The sequence below is a fragment of the Kineococcus siccus genome (assembly GCF_009906795.1).
Classification (GTDB): domain Bacteria; phylum Actinomycetota; class Actinomycetes; order Actinomycetales; family Kineococcaceae; genus Kineococcus; species Kineococcus siccus.
Genome location: NZ_JAAALN010000067.1, coordinates 1 through 17,914, shown reverse-complemented (window position 1 = coordinate 17,914; position 17,914 = coordinate 1). Strand labels below are relative to the sequence as shown.

Annotated in this window: 13 protein-coding genes; 8 read left to right on the top strand and 5 right to left on the bottom strand. The window is 75.8% G+C overall.

Translation table 11 applies throughout. The features are described 5' to 3' along the window. Positions 1–2: 2 nt before the first annotated feature. The 4 genes from GTR02_RS09715 to GTR02_RS09700 all read left to right on the top strand — a co-directional run bounded on the left by GTR02_RS09715 (position 3) and on the right by GTR02_RS09700 (position 5,744). Complete coding sequence (locus GTR02_RS09715; RefSeq protein WP_420814714.1) at positions 3–623, top strand: nitroreductase family protein; 621 nt, start codon at positions 3–5, stop codon at positions 621–623. Between the two features lie 28 nt (positions 624–651). After that, entirely contained in the window at positions 652–3,150 is a 2,499-nt protein-coding gene (locus GTR02_RS09710; RefSeq protein ID WP_166607286.1) for a DNA gyrase/topoisomerase IV subunit A, read from the top strand. Positions 3,151–3,658: 508 nt separating this feature from the next. Next, positions 3,659–5,128: an HNH endonuclease signature motif containing protein gene (locus GTR02_RS09705; RefSeq protein ID WP_166607285.1), complete on the top strand. Its 1,470-nt coding sequence runs from the start codon at positions 3,659–3,661 to the stop codon at positions 5,126–5,128. Between the two features lie 379 nt (positions 5,129–5,507). Next, the gene (locus GTR02_RS09700) at positions 5,508–5,744 is read left to right on the top strand and encodes a hypothetical protein (RefSeq protein WP_166607284.1); all 237 of its coding nucleotides are present in this window, start codon (positions 5,508–5,510) and stop codon (positions 5,742–5,744) included. Positions 5,745–5,990: 246 nt separating this feature from the next. Here the strand turns inward: GTR02_RS09700 and GTR02_RS09695 are convergent, their stop codons facing one another. Then, the gene (locus GTR02_RS09695) at positions 5,991–6,185 is read right to left on the bottom strand and encodes a hypothetical protein (protein WP_166607283.1); all 195 of its coding nucleotides are present in this window, start codon (positions 6,183–6,185) and stop codon (positions 5,991–5,993) included. Between the two features lie 233 nt (positions 6,186–6,418). Between GTR02_RS09695 and GTR02_RS09690 the strand changes: the two genes are divergently transcribed. Further along, complete coding sequence (locus GTR02_RS09690; protein ID WP_166607282.1) at positions 6,419–7,351, top strand: Rieske (2Fe-2S) protein; 933 nt, start codon at positions 6,419–6,421, stop codon at positions 7,349–7,351. Between the two features lie 19 nt (positions 7,352–7,370). Here the strand turns inward: GTR02_RS09690 and GTR02_RS09685 are convergent, their stop codons facing one another. Continuing rightward, positions 7,371–8,915 (bottom strand): ATP-dependent DNA ligase, encoded by a 1,545-nt coding sequence (locus tag GTR02_RS09685; RefSeq protein ID WP_166607281.1) that lies wholly within the window; start codon positions 8,913–8,915, stop codon positions 7,371–7,373. Between the two features lie 155 nt (positions 8,916–9,070). Between GTR02_RS09685 and GTR02_RS09680 the strand changes: the two genes are divergently transcribed. Then, on the top strand, positions 9,071–9,496 hold the full coding sequence (locus GTR02_RS09680) for a hypothetical protein (protein ID WP_166607280.1): 426 nt from the start codon (positions 9,071–9,073) through the stop codon (positions 9,494–9,496). A gap of 24 nt (positions 9,497–9,520) precedes the next feature. On the opposite strand, the gene GTR02_RS09675 is transcribed toward GTR02_RS09680, so the two are convergent. Further along, complete coding sequence (locus GTR02_RS09675; protein ID WP_205708954.1) at positions 9,521–10,984, bottom strand: FAD-dependent oxidoreductase; 1,464 nt, start codon at positions 10,982–10,984, stop codon at positions 9,521–9,523. Between the two features lie 145 nt (positions 10,985–11,129). Between GTR02_RS09675 and GTR02_RS09670 the strand changes: the two genes are divergently transcribed. Both GTR02_RS09670 and GTR02_RS09665 read left to right on the top strand, forming a co-directional pair. Then, positions 11,130–12,464, top strand: a complete 1,335-nt coding sequence (locus GTR02_RS09670; protein WP_166607278.1) for a M20 family metallopeptidase — start codon at positions 11,130–11,132, stop codon at positions 12,462–12,464. Beyond that, complete coding sequence (locus GTR02_RS09665; RefSeq protein ID WP_166607277.1) at positions 12,461–14,026, top strand: AbgT family transporter; 1,566 nt, start codon at positions 12,461–12,463, stop codon at positions 14,024–14,026. The genes GTR02_RS09670 and GTR02_RS09665 overlap by 4 nt, the downstream gene beginning before the upstream one ends. A gap of 7 nt (positions 14,027–14,033) precedes the next feature. On the opposite strand, the gene GTR02_RS09660 is transcribed toward GTR02_RS09665, so the two are convergent. Together GTR02_RS09660 and GTR02_RS09655 are read right to left on the bottom strand one after the other, a co-directional pair. Next, entirely contained in the window at positions 14,034–15,575 is a 1,542-nt protein-coding gene (locus tag GTR02_RS09660) for a carboxylesterase/lipase family protein (protein ID WP_166607276.1), read from the bottom strand. A gap of 223 nt (positions 15,576–15,798) precedes the next feature. Continuing rightward, on the bottom strand, positions 15,799–17,913 hold the full coding sequence (locus GTR02_RS09655; RefSeq protein ID WP_166607275.1) for a DNA gyrase/topoisomerase IV subunit B: 2,115 nt from the start codon (positions 17,911–17,913) through the stop codon (positions 15,799–15,801). Position 17,914 lies beyond the last annotated feature (1 nt).

The following is a 17,914-nucleotide window of genomic DNA, read 5'->3' as shown; positions in this document are numbered from 1 at the left end:
GCGTGGAGCTGCACGAGGTCCTGCGCCGGCGGCGGATGGTGCGTCGCTACGACGCCGCGCGCCCCGTGGCCGACGACGTCCTGGACCGGGTCCTCGCGGCGGCCCTGCGGGCCCCGTCGGCGGGGGGCAGCGCGGGCCGCGACCTCCTCGTGCTGCGCACCCCCGCGGCGCGCGCGCGGTTCTGGGCCGACACCACGGCCGACCGGCCCGGCCCGGGCGACCGCTGGCTCACGGGCATGCGCACGGCCCCGGTCGTCGTGCTGTGCCTCGCGGACCCGCGCGCCTACGCCGAGCGCTACGCCCGGGCGGACAAGCCCGGACCCGACCGCGACGCGGAGCGCTGGGAGGTGCCCTGGTGGGACGTGGACACGGGCATGTCGGCGCTGCTGCTGCTGCTCGCGGCCGTCGACGAGGGGCTGGGCGCGTGCCTGTTCGGCGTCCCCGCGGCCGCCCACGACGCGCTGCGCGCCTCCTTCGGCGTGCCCGCCGACCGCCGCTTCGTGGCGGCGGTGAGCCTGGGCCACCGCGCGCCCGACGAGGCGTCGCGGCCCTCGCGGCGCCCGCACCGCACGCTGGCCGACACCGCGCACGACGGCCGGTTCGGCGAGCCCTGGGCCGGCTGAGGGCCCGCGCCACGGCAGACTGGTCGCCATGGCCCGCTCGACTCCTCCCCCGCCCGCGCCCGACGTCCCCGAGCGGATCGTGGACATCGGGGTCGAGCAGGAGATGCAGGAGGCGTTCCTGGAGTACGCCTACTCCGTCATCTACTCCCGCGCGCTGCCCGACGCCCGCGACGGCCTGAAGCCCGTCCAGCGCCGGATCCTGTACATGATGCAGGACATGGGGTTGCGCCCCGACCGCGGTCACGTGAAGTCCGCGCGGGTCGTGGGCGAGGTGATGGGCAAGCTGCACCCGCACGGCGACGTGGCCATCTACGACGCCCTGGTCCGGCAGGCGCAGGCCTTCACCATGCGCGTCCCCCTCGTGGACGGCCACGGCAACTTCGGCTCCCCGGACGCGGGCCCGGCCGCGCAGCGCTACACCGAGGCGCGCCCCGCCCCCGCGGCGCTGCTCATGACGACGGGGCTGGACGAGGACGTCGTCGACTTCGTCCCGAACTACGACGACCGCCTCACCGAACCCGGCGTCCTGCCCGCCGCGTTCCCCAACCTCCTCGTCAACGGGGCCGCGGGGATCGCCGTCGGGATGGCCACGAACATGCCGCCCCACAACCTGGGCGAGGTGGTGGCGGCGGCGCGCCACCTGATCCGCAACCCCGATGCGGACCTGCCCGCGCTCATGCGGTTCGTGCCCGGCCCGGACCTGCCCACGGGTGGGCGCATCATCGGCCTGGAAGGGATCCGCGACGCCTACGAGACCGGCCGCGGGACGTTCCGCACCCGCGCGACCACGACGATCGAGAGCATCACCCCGCGCCGCAAGGGGATCGTCGTCACGGAACTCCCCTACGGGGTGGGTCCCGAGCGGCTCACGGAGAAGATCAAGGACAACGTCACCGCGAAGCGGTTGCAGGGCATCGCCGACGTCGTCGACCTGTCCGACCGCAGCCGCGGGCTGCACCTGGTCATCGAGGTCAAGAACGGTTTCGTCCCCGAGGCCGTGCTGGAGCAGCTGTACCGGCTCACCCCGCTCGAGGAGTCCTTCGGCATCAACAACGTGGCCCTCGTCGACGGGCAGCCGCGGACGCTGGGGCTGAAGGAACTCCTGCAGGTGTTCGTCGCGCACCGCCTCGAGGTCGTGCGCCGCCGCACCGCGTACCGGTTGCGGCGCAAGGAGGAACGGCTGCACCTGGTCGACGGGCTGCTCGTCGCGATCGTGGACATCGACGAGGTCATCGCGATCGTCCGGTCCTCCGACGACGCCGGCGTCGCGCGCGAGCGGCTCGTCGCGGTGTTCGACCTGTCCGAGACCCAGGCGTCCTACATCCTCGACATGCAGCTGCGTCGGCTCACCCGGTTCTCGCGCCTGGAGCTCGAGCGCGAGCAGGCCGAGCTGAACGCCGAGATCGCGGAGCTGCGCGCGATCCTCGCGGACGAGGTGCGGTTGCGGACGATCGTCGGTGACGAGCTGGCCGAGGTCGCGGCCGAGCACGGAACTCCCCGCCGCACCGTCCTGCTGGCCGCGGGCGGCCCGTCCGGGGCGAGCGCCGCCGCCGGGGCGACCGGTGCCCTCGAGGTCGCCGACGACCCCTGCACCGTGCTGATGTCCTCGACCGGACTGCTGGCGCGCACGGGGTCCACCGAACCCCTGGGCACCGAGGGGCGCCGCACCCGCCACGACCTCGTGGTCGCCACGGCGCCCGCCACGGCGCGGGGTTCCGTGGGCGTCCTGACATCCGGTGGGCGCCTGGTGCGCGTGCCCGTCCTGGAACTGCCCGTCCTGCCGCCCACCAACGGCCGCCCCGCCCTCGGCGGCGGTGTCGCCGTGCGGGAGTTCGTGACGCTGGCCAAGGGCGAGCGCGTCCTGACGGTGGTCCCGCTGCCCGTGGCGGGGGTCGAGGACCCCGACGACCCGGGGTTCGCGCTCGCCACGGCCTCCGGCGTCGTCAAGCGCGTCGTGCCCGAACCCCTGGGCAGCCGCGACGAGGTCGAGGTCATCGCGCTCAAGGACCTCACGGCCCGCACGAAGGACGAGGTCGTGGGCGCCGTCGCCCTGCGCACGGGCGAGGAGGACCTCGTCCTGGTGTCCTCGGACGCCCAGCTCCTCCGGTTCCCCGCCGCCCTCGTGCGCCCCCAGGGCCGCGGGGCCGCGGGCATGGCCGGGATCCGCCTGTCCCCCGGTGCCCGGGTGGTGTCGCTGTCGGCGACCGACCCGGCCGACGCCGACGCCGTCGTCGTCACCGTCGCGGGCGACTCCGGCGCCCTACCCGGCACGCAGCTCGGCTCGGCCAAGGTCACGCCGCTGGCGGAGTACCCGGCCAAGGGGCGCGGCACGGGCGGCGTGCGCTGCCACCGCTTCGCGCGCGGTGAGGACGTCCTGCTGCTGGCGTGGGCCGGGCACGGCCCGGCCGAGGGAGCCACCCCCACGGGCACCGCCGTCGCGCTGCCCGAGGGGCCCGGGCGGCGCGACGGTTCCGGCACCGCGCTCGACAAGCCGATCGCCGCCGTCGCCGGACCGCCGCTGGTGTGAGGCGTCGGACCGTGGGGACCCCGGCGCCGGTGCCGGCCGCGTCCGCCTGCGGGACGGCCACCCACAGCAGGGGGTGGCGCAGGAGCCCGGCGGCCCGGGACGACGAGGGTCGCGACGGACAGCGCCCGCACCCTCCACGAGACGACGAGCTGCTGACCGGGGGCGTCGCGCACGTCGAGGGCCCGCGAGAGGGGGCGGAACACCCCGACCCCGCGGTGCCGGAACCCCTTCACGCCGCGGGCCCTGCCGCGCACGTCGTGCCGGACCCGGAGGGCGGCGAATCCGGCCCTGCCGGGCAGGTGCCGCGCGGTCGCCGGCCTCCAGGCTGGACGGGGAACCACCGTCCTGACAGGCCGCCTCCTTGAGGGGCGCGGCGCATCCCCTCGGCGCGCGGCCGTTTCCCCGGCGAACGGGCACGGCGGGGACGATGGCGACACACCGTCGTGCAACCGTTGCGGGACAGAAGGTTACCCTTCTTCTCGAACGCTTGTTCGACTAAGCTGACGGCATGACCTGGACCGACGAGCACCCCCTGGAGCAGCCGTTCGCGGCGCTGAGGGGTGCGCTCTCGGAGGTGTTGGAGAGCAAGGCGGCGAGCTTCTCGGTGGCCTCCGCCCAGGAGGCCGTGACCAGCTTCCTGCGGTTGCGTCACCAGGCCGACGCGGTCTCCCTGCACCTCCTCCGGGTCCTCGATGAGGCCGGATCGACCGCCTCGGCCACCACGACCTTCCTGGCGTGCGCCCCGAACCACCTGCCCCGCACGCAGGCCCGCCGCGACGTGGAGGCCGCGAAGGTGACCGATCCCTCGGTGGCGTGGGACGGGGTCATCGGTGGGGTCGACGGGGACCGGGGTGCGTTGCAGCACCTGGGCGACGCCCTCGCCGCGGGGAACGCGTCCCGCGCTCACGTGGATGTCGCCGTGAAGGCCTTCTTCCGGATCCCCGCGACGATCCGACGCGGGACCACGAGCCTTCCTGACGCCGTCACGGGTGGGCTCGTGGAGCATCGCAACGCCGAACTCCTGGATGCGCACGTGACCCGCGACGCCGCGGCGTACTGCCCTGGGGTGGCCGCCCAGTTGGCCCGGGAACTCATCCTGACCATCGACCCCGATCACGAGGACCGGTCCTTCCACGACCCCGACGCCCTCGCGCGACGCGGGCTGGTGTTCGGTCCCATCGTCGACGGCATGTCCCGGGTCACGATCGACCTGGACGAGACCGCGATGGTCATCGTCAAGCAAGCCGTGCGCGCCGCCTCGGCACCTGTTCCCGTGACGGTGGGCGCCGACGGGGAACTCGGCCGTGACCCGCGGTCGCTGCGGCAGCGTGACGCCGACGCGGTGGTCAGCCTGGTCCAGCGCGGTGCCGCCGCGAGTGAACCCGCGGTAGCGGAAACGGCCCGGATCTCGGTGATCGCGACGGCCGCGGACGTGCAGGCCGCGACGGCACATCCGGACGCGCAGACCACCGCGACCGTCGAGGGCCACGGGCCCGTCTCGACCGCGACGCTGGGCTACCTGGTCTGCGGCGCAACGCTGCAGCGGGTCCTGACCAGCCCCGCCGGGGCGGTCCTCGACCTCGGCCGTTCCTCCCGCCTGGCCACCACCCAGCAGCGCCGGGCGTTGGCCGTCCGCGACGGCGGCTGCGCCGCACCCGGCTGCACCACCGCCCCGTGGGCGTGCGAAGCCCATCACTTCCCCGCCTGGGAGAACGGCGGCACCACCGACCTGGACACCATGGTGCTGCTCTGTCCCACCCACCACCGCGCCTGGCACGCCCACCACCTGGAGGTCCGGCTCCGCCCCGACCGGACGGTCGAAGCTCGCTGGATCCACCACGACCCCCGCTGGCCGGGGAAGCCCACCGCGCACCCCTGGGTCCGCACCACGTATCCGACCGACCGCCGCCTCACCCGCGACCTCGGCGCACGCCTGCGCGCCGGCGACGACGATCCGCAGCAGCTCTGGACGGGGTGACCGGCCGCGGACGTCCTCGTCGCGCTGCTCACGACCGGGCGCGGAACATCTACGGCCCTGGCCTCGGGTGGAGTCGCGCGGTGACCCGGGGAGCCGCGGCATCCGCTGCCCGTGGTGATGAGCCCCGTGAGCTTCGGGGTGTACGGCACGTCGTGGGCGGCGGACGCGGTCTGGAGCAGCTCGATCGCCCGGCGCGACGCCGCGTGGACGAACACCGGGAGGCGGACGACCTGGTCCGAGGCGTTCGGGCCGAGGACGTCGAAGGGGCCGCCGCGCAGCCGGAGCGCGGGCGCGCCACCGGTGGCACGTCGCCTGAGTACTCCGCGCTGACCCGGCCCTCCCGGGCCGACGGGGACCTCGCGACGGGTTCGCCCGTGCGGTGGCCGACGCCCTGGCCGAGCTCGGCCCGACGCTGTGGGTGCGGACCGAAACCCTGCACGCGGTGGGCCTCTGGTCCGACAGTGGGCAGGAGGTCGAGCCGGCGATGATGGCCGCCCTCGAGGACGCGCCCCGCCGGCACGCGCGCGCGGTCGTCCGCGGCGGCGCACCGGTCGGGGCCCTCAGCGTCGAGCGGCCCCGCACGCAACTGCTCTCCTCGGAGAGGACCGGCTGCTGACCGACCTCGCTCGCCCAAGCCCCGCTCGTCCTGGACCACCTCGGGCTGGCCGACGTCGTTGCGCGCCAACGTCCGGCCACCTGGACCCGCTGACCGGGCGGGAGCGCGACGTGCTCGACCTCGTGGCCCGCGGTCGCTCGAACGCGGCCATCGGCGCGGACGAACAGCCCGAGAGGTGCGAGGTCCACCTCGACCCGGCAGGCCCCGGACGGGGCCCGCCTCCGGGACGAGCGGAGGGAAGCGTCCTCAGAGGGCGTTCACCAGCGCACGGCGGTGGCGCAGCATCCACTCGGTGCTGTCGATGCGCCAGGTCATCACCCACAGCGGAGCGGGATCGGTGCTTTCGAGCTGCACCCCCGCCTCGTCCGCCTGGGTCTTCGCGTCGGTGACCGCGAGCTGCACCACGAGGTCGAGCAGTTCCGCACGACGGGCCTGCGGCACCCCGCGACCGACCACGGCTGCGCCGGGCGCAGGACCACCTGGCCCCGCCGGGTGACGGTGCGGCGTCCCCCGCCGGTCAGGGCCTGGGGTTGCCCCCTCCGCCAGCGCCGCTCCGGGTCACCGGCCCGCCCGGTGCGTCCGGCTCAGCTGGCCCGCACGCTGATCCGGTCCTAGCGTCGTCGCGGTCGGACGCTGCACCGGGTCCGTCGTCCCGCCGCGCCCCGGAGGCCGTCATGCCGCTCGCCACCCGTGTCCTCGATGCCCCGATCACCTGGACCTGGCTCGACGGCGTCGCGTCCCGCGCCTCGGACGTCGTCAAGGCCGTCCTGCCGCAGCCGGTGAAGGACGTGCTGCACGGCACCGTCCTCGGGCACCCGCTGCACCCCGTCCTCGTCCAGGTGCCGGTCGGCACCTGGAGCAGCGCCGTCGTCCTCGACGTGCTCGCCACCCTGACGCCCGGCCGGGCGAGCGACGGGTTCGACCGCGCGTCCGCGGTGCTGGTCGTCACCGGGCTGGCCGGTGCGGTGCCGGCGATCGCGGCCGGCTGGGCCGACTACGCCGACCTGCACGAGGAGCAGCGCCGGATCGCCCTCGTGCACGCGGCCGCGAACGCCGTGGCCACCAGCGCCTTCGCGCTGTCCGTGCTCGCACGGGGCCGGGGCCGGACCGGGCGGGCGCGAGCGCTGGACCTGCTCGGGATGAGCGTGGCGGGCGGCGGGGCCGCCCTGGGCGGGCACCTGTCCTACCGCTGGGCGGCCGGCGCCAACCACGCCGAGGCGGTCCCGCACGTCACCCCGCGCGGCTGGTACCCGGTCGCCCGGTTCGCGGACCTGACCCCCGGCACCCCGGTCGGTGCGAAGGTCGGGGACACGGGCGTCCTCGTCGTCCGGCGCGGCGAGGACGTCTTCGCCCTCGCCGACGTGTGCTCGCACCTGGCCGCGCCGCTGCACGAGGGTGAGGTCGTCGAGGAGCGCGGGCGCACGTGCATCGTCTGCCCCTGGCACCAGAGCGTCTTCGCCCTCGACGACGGCAGCGTCGTGCACGGGCCGGCCTCCTCGCCGCAGCCGGGTTTCGACACCCGCGTCGTCGACGGCGAGGTCCACGTCCGCGTCCGGGAGCTGCCGGGCGTCCCGGCCGCCGAACCCGTCGAGGGGGCCGTCGCCTGACGCGCCGGACCTCCCCCCGTCAGGCGAGCAGCGCGCGGACCGCGTCGAGGGTGTCCGCCTCGGCCGCCGTCTTGTCCGGGCGGTAGCGCAGGACCCGGGCGAACCGCAGGGCCAGGCCGCCGGGGTAGCGGGTGCTGCGCTGGGCGCCGTCGACGGCGATCTCGACGACGAGCTCCGGGCGCAGCAGCAGGCCCCACGGCGGTTCCTCGCGGGCGAGCTCCGGGAACGTCCGCGTCTGCCACGCCAGCAGCTCGTCGGTCATGCCCTTGAACGTCTTGCCGACCATGACGGGCGCGCCCCCGTCCGGGTCCCTCGCCCCCAGGTGGATGTTCGACAGCGACCCGGAACGCCGGCCGTAGCCCCACTCCGCCCCCAGGACGACCAGGTCCAGGGTGTGGACGGGTTTCACCTTCTGCCACGCCTTGCCGCGCCGGCCGGCCGCGTAGGGCGCGTCCAGCGCCTTGACGACGACCCCCTCGTGGCCGGCGGCGAGCGCGTCGTCGAGCACCTGCGCCGCCGCCTCGGCTGCGGGGGAACGGATCCCGGGCATCCGCAAGGCCGCGTGCTCGTCCGCGGCCAGCAACCCCGCGAGCGCGTCCAGACGCACGTGCAGGGGTTCGTCGAGCAGGTCGACGCCGTCGAGGTGCAGCACGTCGAAGAAGAACGGGCTGAGCAGGACCGCCGCGTCGTCGTCGGCGCCGGGGCCGTCGCTGCCGAAGCGGCTCATGGTGTCCTGGAACGCGCGGGGGCGGCCGTCGTCGTCCAGGGCCAGCGTCTCGCCGTCGAGCACGGCCGTGCGGCAGGGCAGGGCGCGGACCCGTTCGGCCAGTTCCGGCACACCGTCGGTCACCTCGCGCAGCGTGCGCGTCCACACCCGCACCTCGTCGCCGTCGCGGTGCACCTGGATGCGGGCACCGTCCAGCTTGAACTCCACGGTCACGTCGGCACCCAGGTCGGCGAGGGCCTGCTCCAGGGAGCTGCCGGGGCTGGCGAGCATGGGCCGCACCGGCCGCCCCACCTGCAGGCGGGCCGCGTCCAGCGCCTCGACCCCGCCCGCGAGCGCCGTCGTCGCCGTCCCCGGCAGGCTGCCGGTCAGCATGAACGCGCGGCGCACCGCGGCGGCGGGGACGCCGGCCGCAGCCGCGACCGCCTCGAGCACGACGCCCTCCAGGGCGCCCTGGCGCAGCTCCCCCGTGAGCAGGCGGACGAGGAACCGGCGCTCGCCGGGAGCGGCGGCCGAGAACAGCGCGGTCAGCGCCGCGTCGCGCCGGGCCGCCGACCCGGGGCCGCTCGTCGCCGCCAGCGCGGTGAGGGCGTCGTCGACCGCGGTCACCGTCAGCGGCTCCCCGGCCGGGGCCGTCTCGTCGCCCGCGAACCCCGCGAGGCTGCGCCATCCCACCCCGAGGCGCCCCTGCCGCGGTTCCCCGGCGAGCCACGCCGTCACGGGCTCGACCTCCGCCGGCGCGGCCGCACGCAGGACGTCGGCGATGGCGGCGGCCTTGGCCGTCCGGGCGCGGGTCGCCGTCACGGCCCCGGAGGCGGCGACGACGTCGGCGAGCAGCACCGGCCCATCGTGTCAGCCGCGGCCACCCCGCCCGTCGACCCCGCCGTCCTGGCAGGCGGTTCCCAGCGCCGTGCCAGCCTCCGCGAGGACCGTGGCCTCGACGCCCCGGCCCGCCCGGAGCGCCGGGAGCAACCACTCGTTCCGGAGGCAGCACCGTGATCACCCAGTCCACCGACACCACCCCCCTCGCGGCCACCCGCAGGCGCGCGGTCTCCGCCCTGCTCGACGTCCGCCTGGTCGACGCCACCACGAGCCGCCCGCGGCTGCAGCTGCGCGACGGGGCCGGTCTCGTCGAGAGCCTCGTCGTCCGCCCGGAGTCCCTGCCCGACGTGCGCTCCCACCTCGACGACGCCGGACCCGACACCGCGTGCGACCTCGAGCTGCTCGACGCCGACGAGGGCCTGGCCGCCCGGTGGGGCCACTTCGCGCACGCCGGTCAGGCCGCGGCGGTGGGCGCCGCCCTGCTGGGCGCGGACCGCACGCTCTCGGGGGCCCGCGTCACCGGCTGCCACGGCGACGAGCGCGGCCGCGAGCTGCTGCGCGTGCACTTCCACCGGATGCCCCTGGACCTGTGGCCGTGAGGCGCCGGCCGGGAGGGAGGGCGCTCAGCCCGCGGGCTGCTGCACGGCCGTGCGCATCAGGCGGCGCGCCGCCTCGCCGATGACGGCGCTGTAGGTGGGGTAGGCGAACTCGACCCGGGCCAGCGTGGCCACGTCGACGCCCGCGGCCATGGCCGTCGTGACGGCCTGCACGATCTCCACGGCCTCCTCGCCCACGGCGTGGGCGCCGAGCAGGACGTCGCGGCGCCGGTCGGCGACGAGCTTGAGGAACCCGCGCGTCCGGTCGTCGATGACGGCGCGCTCCACCTGGGTGAACGGCACGGTCGCGACGAGGCAGTGCGGGTCCCGGGCGCGCGCCTCGTCCTCCGTGAGGCCCACGCCCGCGTAGTCGGGGTCGGTGAACCCGCCGGAGGGCAGCAGCAGGTGGGGCGTGCGCCGCGTCGCGCCGAGGACGGCGTTGGACGCCGCGGCCTCGGCCTCGGCGTGCGCGGCCTGCACGAGCATGGCGCGGCCGTTGGCGTCGCCCGCGGCGAAGACGTGCGGCACCGACGTGCGGAGGTAGTCGTCGACGGTGATGGCCGAGCGGTGCGTCGCGATCCCGGCGGCCTCGAGACCCAGCCCGTCCAGCGCCGCCGGCCAGCCCACGCTGAGGACCACGGCGTCGTAGGCCGCGGTGCGGCGCGAACCGCCCTGCGACCACGTGAGGTCGATGGCGCCGTCGGCGCGGCGCTCGAGGGAGTGCACGGTGTCGATGCCCGTGTCGACCTGCACGCCCTGCTCCTCGAACGCGGTCCGGACCGCGCGCGAGACGTCCGCGTCGGCCGTCGGCAGCACGCGCGGAGCGAGGTCGAGGACGTGCACCTCGCTGCCCAGCGAGCGGAACACGGTGACGAGCTGGGCCCCCGTGTTCCCGGCGCCGACCACGGCCAGGCGGGCCGGGACGGCGGGCAGGTCGAGGACGGTCTCGGGGTAGGTGGCGAGCTCGGCCCCGGGCAGCGGCAGGCGCCGCGAGCGGCCGCCCACGCAGAGCACGACGCTCTCGCCGCGCACGCGGCGGCCCGTGCCGGCGAGCTCGAGCACGTGCGGGTCGACGAACCGGGCGCGTCCCTCCAGCACGAGGTCGACGCCGAGGTCGGCGAGCCGCTCGGGGTCGGCCTTGACGGCCTGCACCCGCTCCACCGTCGCGCGCACGCGGGCGACGGTCGCGGTCCAGTCGACGCGCTCGGTGGGAACGGCGATGCCGTAGTCCGCGGCCGTGCGCACCTCGCGCACCAGCCGCGCGGTCTTGGCCAGCACGCGCGTGGGCACGCACCCCGTGTTGACGCACGTCCCCCCCGTCCGCGTGCCCTCCAGCAGGGCCGTCCGCGCCCCCAGCTCCGCGGCGCGCACCGCGGCCGACGTGCCGGCGGGGCCGCCGCCCACGACGACGACGTCGTAGCGGGCCACGTCGTCCGCGGTGGCCGTCGCGGGGGTCGGGGCGCTCGTCGGGGTCACGCTCGTGGAGGTCACGGGCCCAACGCTCCCCTCCGCCCCGCGGGGGCGCCACCCGCTGCGCTGTGAGAGTCGACACCCCGTGTGAACAGCGTGTTGCGGATGTCCCGCGGACGGCGCTGGGGGTGGCCACGCCCGCGCGGGCGCGGTAGGCCTGTGCGTCATGGTCGTCCCCGGCTCCGCGCCCGTCCCGCCCGACACCACCTACCTCGCGTCGCTGCGCGCGGGCACCGAGCGCGCCGCGGCGAGCGCGGCGCCGCTGCCCTCGACGGCCGCGGGCGCTCCCCCGGACGTCCTGGACGCGGCCGAGGCGGCCGTCGAGGCGGCTGGCCCGGACCTCCTGGCGCTGAGCCACGACCTGCACGCCCACCCCGAGGAGGGGTTCGCGGAGCACCGGTCGGTGCAGGCGATCGCCGACCTGCTGGCCCGGCACGGCGTGCGGGCGGAGGTGGGGGTGCACGGTCTCGCGACGGCGCTGCGCGCGAGCGTGAGCGCGGGCGACGGGCCCACCGTCGCGGTCCTCGCGGAGTACGACGCGCTGCCGGGCATCGGGCACGGCTGCGGCCACAACGTCATCGCCTCCTCCGCCGCCGGGGCGTTCCTCGGGCTGCGGGCCGCGCTGGAGTCCGGTGCCGTCGGCGGCACCGCGCTCCTGCTCGGCACGCCGGCCGAGGAGGGCGGCGGGGGCAAGGAGCTCATGGCGCGCGAGGGCGCGTTCGACGGCGTGGACGCCGTCGTGATGCTGCACCCCTTCAGCTACGACGTCGCCGTCCAGCCGTTCCTCGGCCGGCGTCAGGTGCGCGCCACCTACACGGGCGTCGCGGCGCACGCGTCCGCCCAGCCGTTCATGGGCCGCAACGCCCTGGACGCCGTGGTCGCCGGGTACCAGGGCATCGCGATGCTGCGCCAGCACGTCCCGCCGTCGGACCGCGTGCACGGGGTGGTGGTCGACGGCGGTCAGCGGCCGAACGTCGTGCCCGAGCGGGCCGTGTCGGAGTACTACGTGCGCTCCGCGGACCCGGCGACGCTCGCCGACCTCTGCACGCGCGTGGAGGCCGTCCTCGTCGCCGCGGCCGCCATGACCGGCTGCGGTTGCGAGCTGGAGTGGGACGCGCAGCCGGCGTACCTGCCGATCCGCGCGAACCTCGAGCTGGCCGCGCGGTGGACGCGGCACCAGCAGCGCCGCGGGCGGACGTCCCTTCCGCCGGGCGTGGTGCCGGAGTCGCTGTCCGGGTCGACCGACCTCGGCAACGTCAGCGTCCGCGTCCCGGCCATCCACCCGATGGTCGCGATCGCGGGCCCCGACGCGTCCATGCACACCACGGGTTTCGCTGCGGCCGCCGCGTCACCGGCGGGTGACGCGGGGGTGCTGGACGGCGCCGTCGGCCTCGCGCTCACCGCGCTGGACGTCCTGGCGGACCCGGCGCTGCTGGCGGCCGTCCGCGCCGAGTTCGAGGCCGCGGGCGGGGTCCTCGACGTCGCGGAGTTCCTCGCGTGAGCGCCCCGGCGACCGCGCGCCCCACGCGCGTCGACCGGCTCCTGGGCGGGGTCGAGCGGGTGGGCAACCGGATCCCCGAACCCTTCGTGCTGTTCCTCGGGCTGTTCGCGGTCCTCGCCGTGGCCTCCACCGCCATGGCCGTGGCCGCCGTCGAGGTCGAGGTCCCCGGGTCCGGCGAGCGCCAGGCCGTCCGCGGGCTGTTCACGGTCGAGGGCGTGCGGTGGCTGACCACGAACCTCGTCGACAACTTCGTGTCGTTCCCGCCCCTGGGCACCGTGGTGGTGATCCTGCTGGCCGTGGGGCTGGCCCAGCGCAGCGGCCTGTTCTCCACGCTGGTCAAGACCGCGTTCGCGGGCGCGCCGTCGTGGGCCCTGCCGTACGCGGTCGCCGCGGTGTGCATGGTCGGGCACGTGATGGCGGACTCGGTGATGATCGTGATCCCCCCGCTGGCCGCGATGGTGTTCAAGGCCGCCGGCCGCCACCCCGTGGCCGGCCTGCTCGGGGCCTTCGCCGCGGCGGGCGCGGCGTACTCGACGTCCTTCGTCGTCACCAGCCTGGACGCGCTGTTCGCGGGCATCACGAGTTCCGTCGCGCAGTCGCTCCCGGACGCCGGGACCCCGGTCACGCCGGTGTCGAACTGGTACTACAACATCGCCTGCTCGGCCGTGCTCACCGTCGTCTGCGGGCTGCTGATCACCCGCGTCCTGGAACCCCGGCTGCGCCGGCTCGGGGTGCCCGACACCCAGGCCGAGGGTTCCGGCGGCCTCGGCACCGTGGAGGACGTGGACGACCTGACCGTCGACGACACGGCCCGCCACGGGCTGCGGCGCGCGGGGATCGCCGCGGCGGTCACGGTGGCCGTCCTGCTGGCCCTGGCGCTCGTGCCGGGTTCGCCGATGCGCAACGAGAGCGGGGGCTACCTGCCCGAGTCGCCGCTGCTGGACTCGGTCGTGTTCTTCGTCGTGGCCCTGCTCACCGTGCCCGCGCTGGCCTACGGCCGGTCCACGGGGTCGCTGCGCTCGATCGGCGACGTGCCCGCGGCCATGGGCGAGGCCGTGAAGGACATGGCGCCGTTCATCGTCCTGGCCTTCGTGCTGGGGCAGTTCATCGCCCTGTTCACGTGGAGCCGGGTGGGGACGTGGATGGCCGTCGCGGGCGCGCAGGGGTTGCGGTCGCTCGACCTCACGGGTTTCGAGGCCGTCGTGGGGTTCGTGCTGCTGGCGTCGGTGCTGAACCTCTTCATCACGTCGGGGTCGTCGATGTGGACGATCATGGGTGCGGTGTTCGTGCCGCTGTTCGCGCTGCTCGGCTACGAACCCGCGTTCACGCAGGCGGCCTTCCGCGTCGGCGACTCCGCGACCCAGATCCTCACGCCGCTGAACCCCTACATCGTCATCGTGCTCGCGATGCTGCGGCGCTACGAACCCCAGGCCGGGCTGGGGACGCTCATCTCGAGGTTCCTGCCCTTCACGATCTGCTTCTGGATCGCGTGGGTGCTGATGCTGTCGCTGTGGTTCGCCCTCGACCTGCCCTTCGGGCCGGGGCAGTACGCGCGGCTCTGACGCCCCGTCAGCGACCTGCGGGGAGGAACCGCACCGAGCGCCAGACGTCCCGCCGGGCGTCCGGGCCCTCCTCGACGAGGGCGTCGCGGGAGCCCCACACGTGCACCGGGGTGAGCCCGGGGGCGAGGGCGGGCCAGCCGGGGTCGCCCGTGGTGGCGAAGGCCACCCAGGCGTCGACCATGCGCCGCGAGAGGGCGGCCGCGGCCGGCGTGGGCCACACGCCGGGGACGCGGGCGGCCAGCCCCGGCACGCGCCGCAGCGCCCCGAGGACGGGGACCGCGTGCAGCAGCGGCTCGAACGCCGCGGGGTTGCCGAACACGAACGGCAGGTCGAGGGCGTGCGCGGCGCCGAGGCGGCCGCCGAGCGCCGGGCTGCGCCACGTGAACAGCGAGCGGTACGTCCGGCCGCCCGCGTCGGCGTGCGCCCGGGCGAAGCGCCGCGACGGTTCCGCGAACACGGCGTCGGTGAGCAGCGCGTCGGTGAGCGCGAGGGGGTCCGCGCCCGGCACCGTCGCCGCGAACCGCGCGAACCCCGCGTCGTCGAGGCCGGCGGCCCGCGCCCACCGGGTGAGGTCGGCGGTGCCGCGCGGGCGCACCCCGGCCCCCGTGCGGGAGAACAGGGTCCACTCGTCGGCGTTGTGGTTGACGAGCAGGTCCACGGCCGGGTCACCCCCCGCGCCCGGCCCCTCGAACGGCACGACGGGCAGGACGTCGCCGTCCACGACGGGGTTCCACAACGTGCCGGCGATGGAGCGCAGCCCCGTCTCGGGCTCGGCGCGGAACTCCGCCAGGACGTCGCGGGAGGCGTCGAGGACGCGCCGCGGCGGCAGGCCCGCGAACCCCGCCAGCGTGGCGGGCACGCGTGCGGCGCGCGCCACCCGGTCCGTGATCCAGCGGGCGTGGGCGACGGTGTAGGTCTCACCCGGGACGCTGTGCGCGATGGCGCGCGAGAACAGGCCCGCGGCGGAGGGCGCGCACAGCAGCGCGGCGACCGACCCGGCCCCCGCGGACTCCCCCGCGATCGTCACGCGGGACGGGTCGCCGCCGAAGGCCGCGACGTTCTCCGCCACCCAGCGCAGGGCGGCGACCTGGTCCCGGAGCCCGCGGTTCTCGACCGCACCCTCGACCGAGCCGAAGCCCTCGAACCCGAGGCGGTAGTTGACGCTCACCACCACGAGGCCCCGGCGCACCCAGGCGCCCGGGTGGTAGGCGGGCAGCGACCCGGCCCCCGACGTCCAGGCGCCGCCGTGGATCCACACCAGCACGGGGGCCGCGCGGGGGAAGTCGGCGGGCGCGAACACGTCGAGGGTGAGGTAGTCGTCCCCCGACGCCGGGGTCCAGCCGGCGCCGCTGTCGCGGTCCTGCGGGGCGACCGGGGAGGGCACGAGCGCGTCGCGCACGCCCTGCCAGGGCGGCACGGGCGCGGGGGGCTGCAGGCGCAGGGCCCCGACGGGCGGGGCGGCGTAGGGGATGCCCCGGAACGCGGTGACCCCGTCCACGGGCTGCCGGCCGCGCACGCCGCCGGAGGCGGTGACGACGACCCTGCTCATGGACTCCTGCTCCGTGCCGGTGCGGGCGTGCGGGCGACTCGCGCGCGCCCCCGGAGAGACCCCCCGGCGGGGCCGGGGGGAACGTCCCACCGAGGGGTCCGTCCGAGGGCGCGTCGACTCGCTCGAGGCGAACCGTACAACGCCGTCGGGCGGCGCGGCGCCGACCCCGCGCGACGCGCCGCGGACGGCCCCCCCGACACGCCCGGACGGGCCGCCGGCCGGCTCAGGCGTCGATGCGGTTCGGGTCCAGCGCGGCCGCGCCGGCGATGATGAAGTCCTTGCGCGGCGCGACGTCGTTGCCCATGAGGAGCTCGAACACCCGCTCGGCCACCTCGGCGTCGGCCACCGTGACGCGGCGCAGCGTGCGGTGCGCGGGGTCCATGGTGGTCTCCGCGAGCTGGTCCTCGTCCATCTCGCCCAGCCCCTTGTAGCGCTGGACGGGCTCCTTGTAGCGGCGGTTGCGCTTGGCCAGGTCGCCCAGGAGGCGGCGCAGCTCCGCGTCGGAGTAGGTGTAGACGACCTCGTTCTTCGCCCGCCCCGCGCCGACGACCTCGACGCGGTGCAGCGGGGGCACGGCCGCGAAGACGCGGCCGGCGTCGACGAGGGGGCGCATGTAGCGGAAGAACAGCGTCAGCAGGAGCGTGCGGATGTGCGCGCCGTCCACGTCGGCGTCGGTCATCAGGATGATCTTGCCGTAGCGCGCCGCGGAGAGGTCGAAGCTGCGCCCGGACCCCGCGCCCACGACCTGGATGATCGAGGCGCACTCGGCGTTCTTCAGCATGTCCGCCACGGACGCCTTCTGGACGTTGAGGATCTTCCCGCGCAGCGGCAGCAGCGCCTGGTGCTCGGAGTTGCGCGCCCGCATCGCGGTGCCGAGCGCCGAGTCGCCCTCGACGAGGAACAGCTCCGAGCGCGAGACGTCGTCGGAGCGGCAGTCCTTGAGCTTGGCCGGCAGCGACGACGTCTCGAGGGCGTTCTTGCGGCGCTGCGTCTCCTTGTGCAGCCGCGCGGAGACGCGGTTCTTCATCTCCGAGACGACCTTCTCCAGCAGCAGCGCGGCCTGCTGCTTCTCGTCGCGCCGCGTCGACGTCAGCAGCTCGGTGAGCTCGCGCTCGACGACGCGCGCGACGATCGCCCGCACCGCGGCCGTGCCGAGGACCTCCTTGGTCTGGCCCTCGAACTGCGGCTCGGCCAGGCGGACGGTGACGACCGCGGTGAGCCCGGCCTGGACGTCGTCGCGCTCGAGCTTGTCGTCCTTGCCCCCGGCCTTCAGGCGCCGCGCGTTCAGCTCGACCTGCTTCTTGAAGACCTTCAGCAGCGCGGCGTCGAAGCCCGCGAGGTGGGTGCCGCCCTTGGGCGTGGCGATGATGTTGACGAAGGAGCGCACGAGCGTGTCGTAGCCCGTGCCCCAGCGCACCGCGACGTCGACCGTGACCTCCCGCTCGACCTCCGTCGGGGACATGTGCCCGGACTCGTCGAGCACGGGCACCGTCTCGCGGAAGGTGTCGCTGCCCTGCAGCCGCCACACCGACGTCACGGCCGGGTCGGGTGCGAGGAACTCGGCGTACTCGGCGATCCCGCCGTCGTGGTGGAAGACCTCCTCGTGCGGACCGTCGGCGCCCGGGGTGCCGGGCAGCCCGCGCTCGTCGCGCAGGACCAGGCGCAGGCCGGGGACGAGGAAGGACGTCTGCCGGGCGCGGTCGACGAGGTCGGCGTAGGAGAACGCGGCCTCCTTCAGGAAGATCTGCCGGTCCGCCCAGTACCGCACGCGGGTGCCCGTCACGCCGCGCCGCGCGCGGCCGACGACCTGCAGCCCCACGGTCGGGACGAACTCGGCGTCCTCGCCCTCCCCCGCGAAGCGGCCCGGGGTGCCCCGCCGGAAGCTCGTGGCGTGCGTCTTGCCGCCGCGGTCGACCTCGACGTCCAGGCGCGAGGACAGGGCGTTGACGACGCTCGCGCCCACGCCGTGGAGCCCGCCCGAGGCGGAGTAGGAGCCGCCGCCGAACTTCCCGCCCGCGTGCAGGTGGGTGAAGACGACCTCGACGCCCGAGAGCCCCGTCCGCTTCTCCTGGTCGACGGGGATGCCGCGGCCGTCGTCGCGGACCTCCACGGAGCCGTCGGCGCGCAGCACGACGTCGATCCGGGTGCAGTGCCCGCCCAGGGCCTCGTCGACGGCGTTGTCGATGATCTCCCAGAGGCAGTGCATGAGCCCGCGCGAGTCGGTGGAGCCGATGTACATGCCGGGGCGCTTGCGGACGGCCTCGAGGCCCTCCAGGACGAGCAGGTGGGCTGCGGTGTACCCCTCGGACCCCTCCGCGGCGGGGTCCGAGGGGTACACC

Excerpts from the sequence above, each read along its gene's own strand:
- GTR02_RS09710 (WP_166607286.1), top strand. The coding sequence starts at position 652 with ATGGCCCGCTCGACTCCTCCCCCGCCCGCGCCCGACGTCCCCGAGCGG.
- GTR02_RS09705 (WP_166607285.1), top strand. The coding sequence starts at position 3,659 with ATGACCTGGACCGACGAGCACCCCCTGGAGCAGCCGTTCGCGGCGCTG.
- GTR02_RS09690 (WP_166607282.1), top strand. The coding sequence starts at position 6,419 with ATGCCGCTCGCCACCCGTGTCCTCGATGCCCCGATCACCTGGACCTGG.
- GTR02_RS09670 (WP_166607278.1), top strand. The coding sequence starts at position 11,130 with ATGGTCGTCCCCGGCTCCGCGCCCGTCCCGCCCGACACCACCTACCTC.
- GTR02_RS09660 (WP_166607276.1), bottom strand. The coding sequence starts at position 15,575 with ATGAGCAGGGTCGTCGTCACCGCCTCCGGCGGCGTGCGCGGCCGGCAG.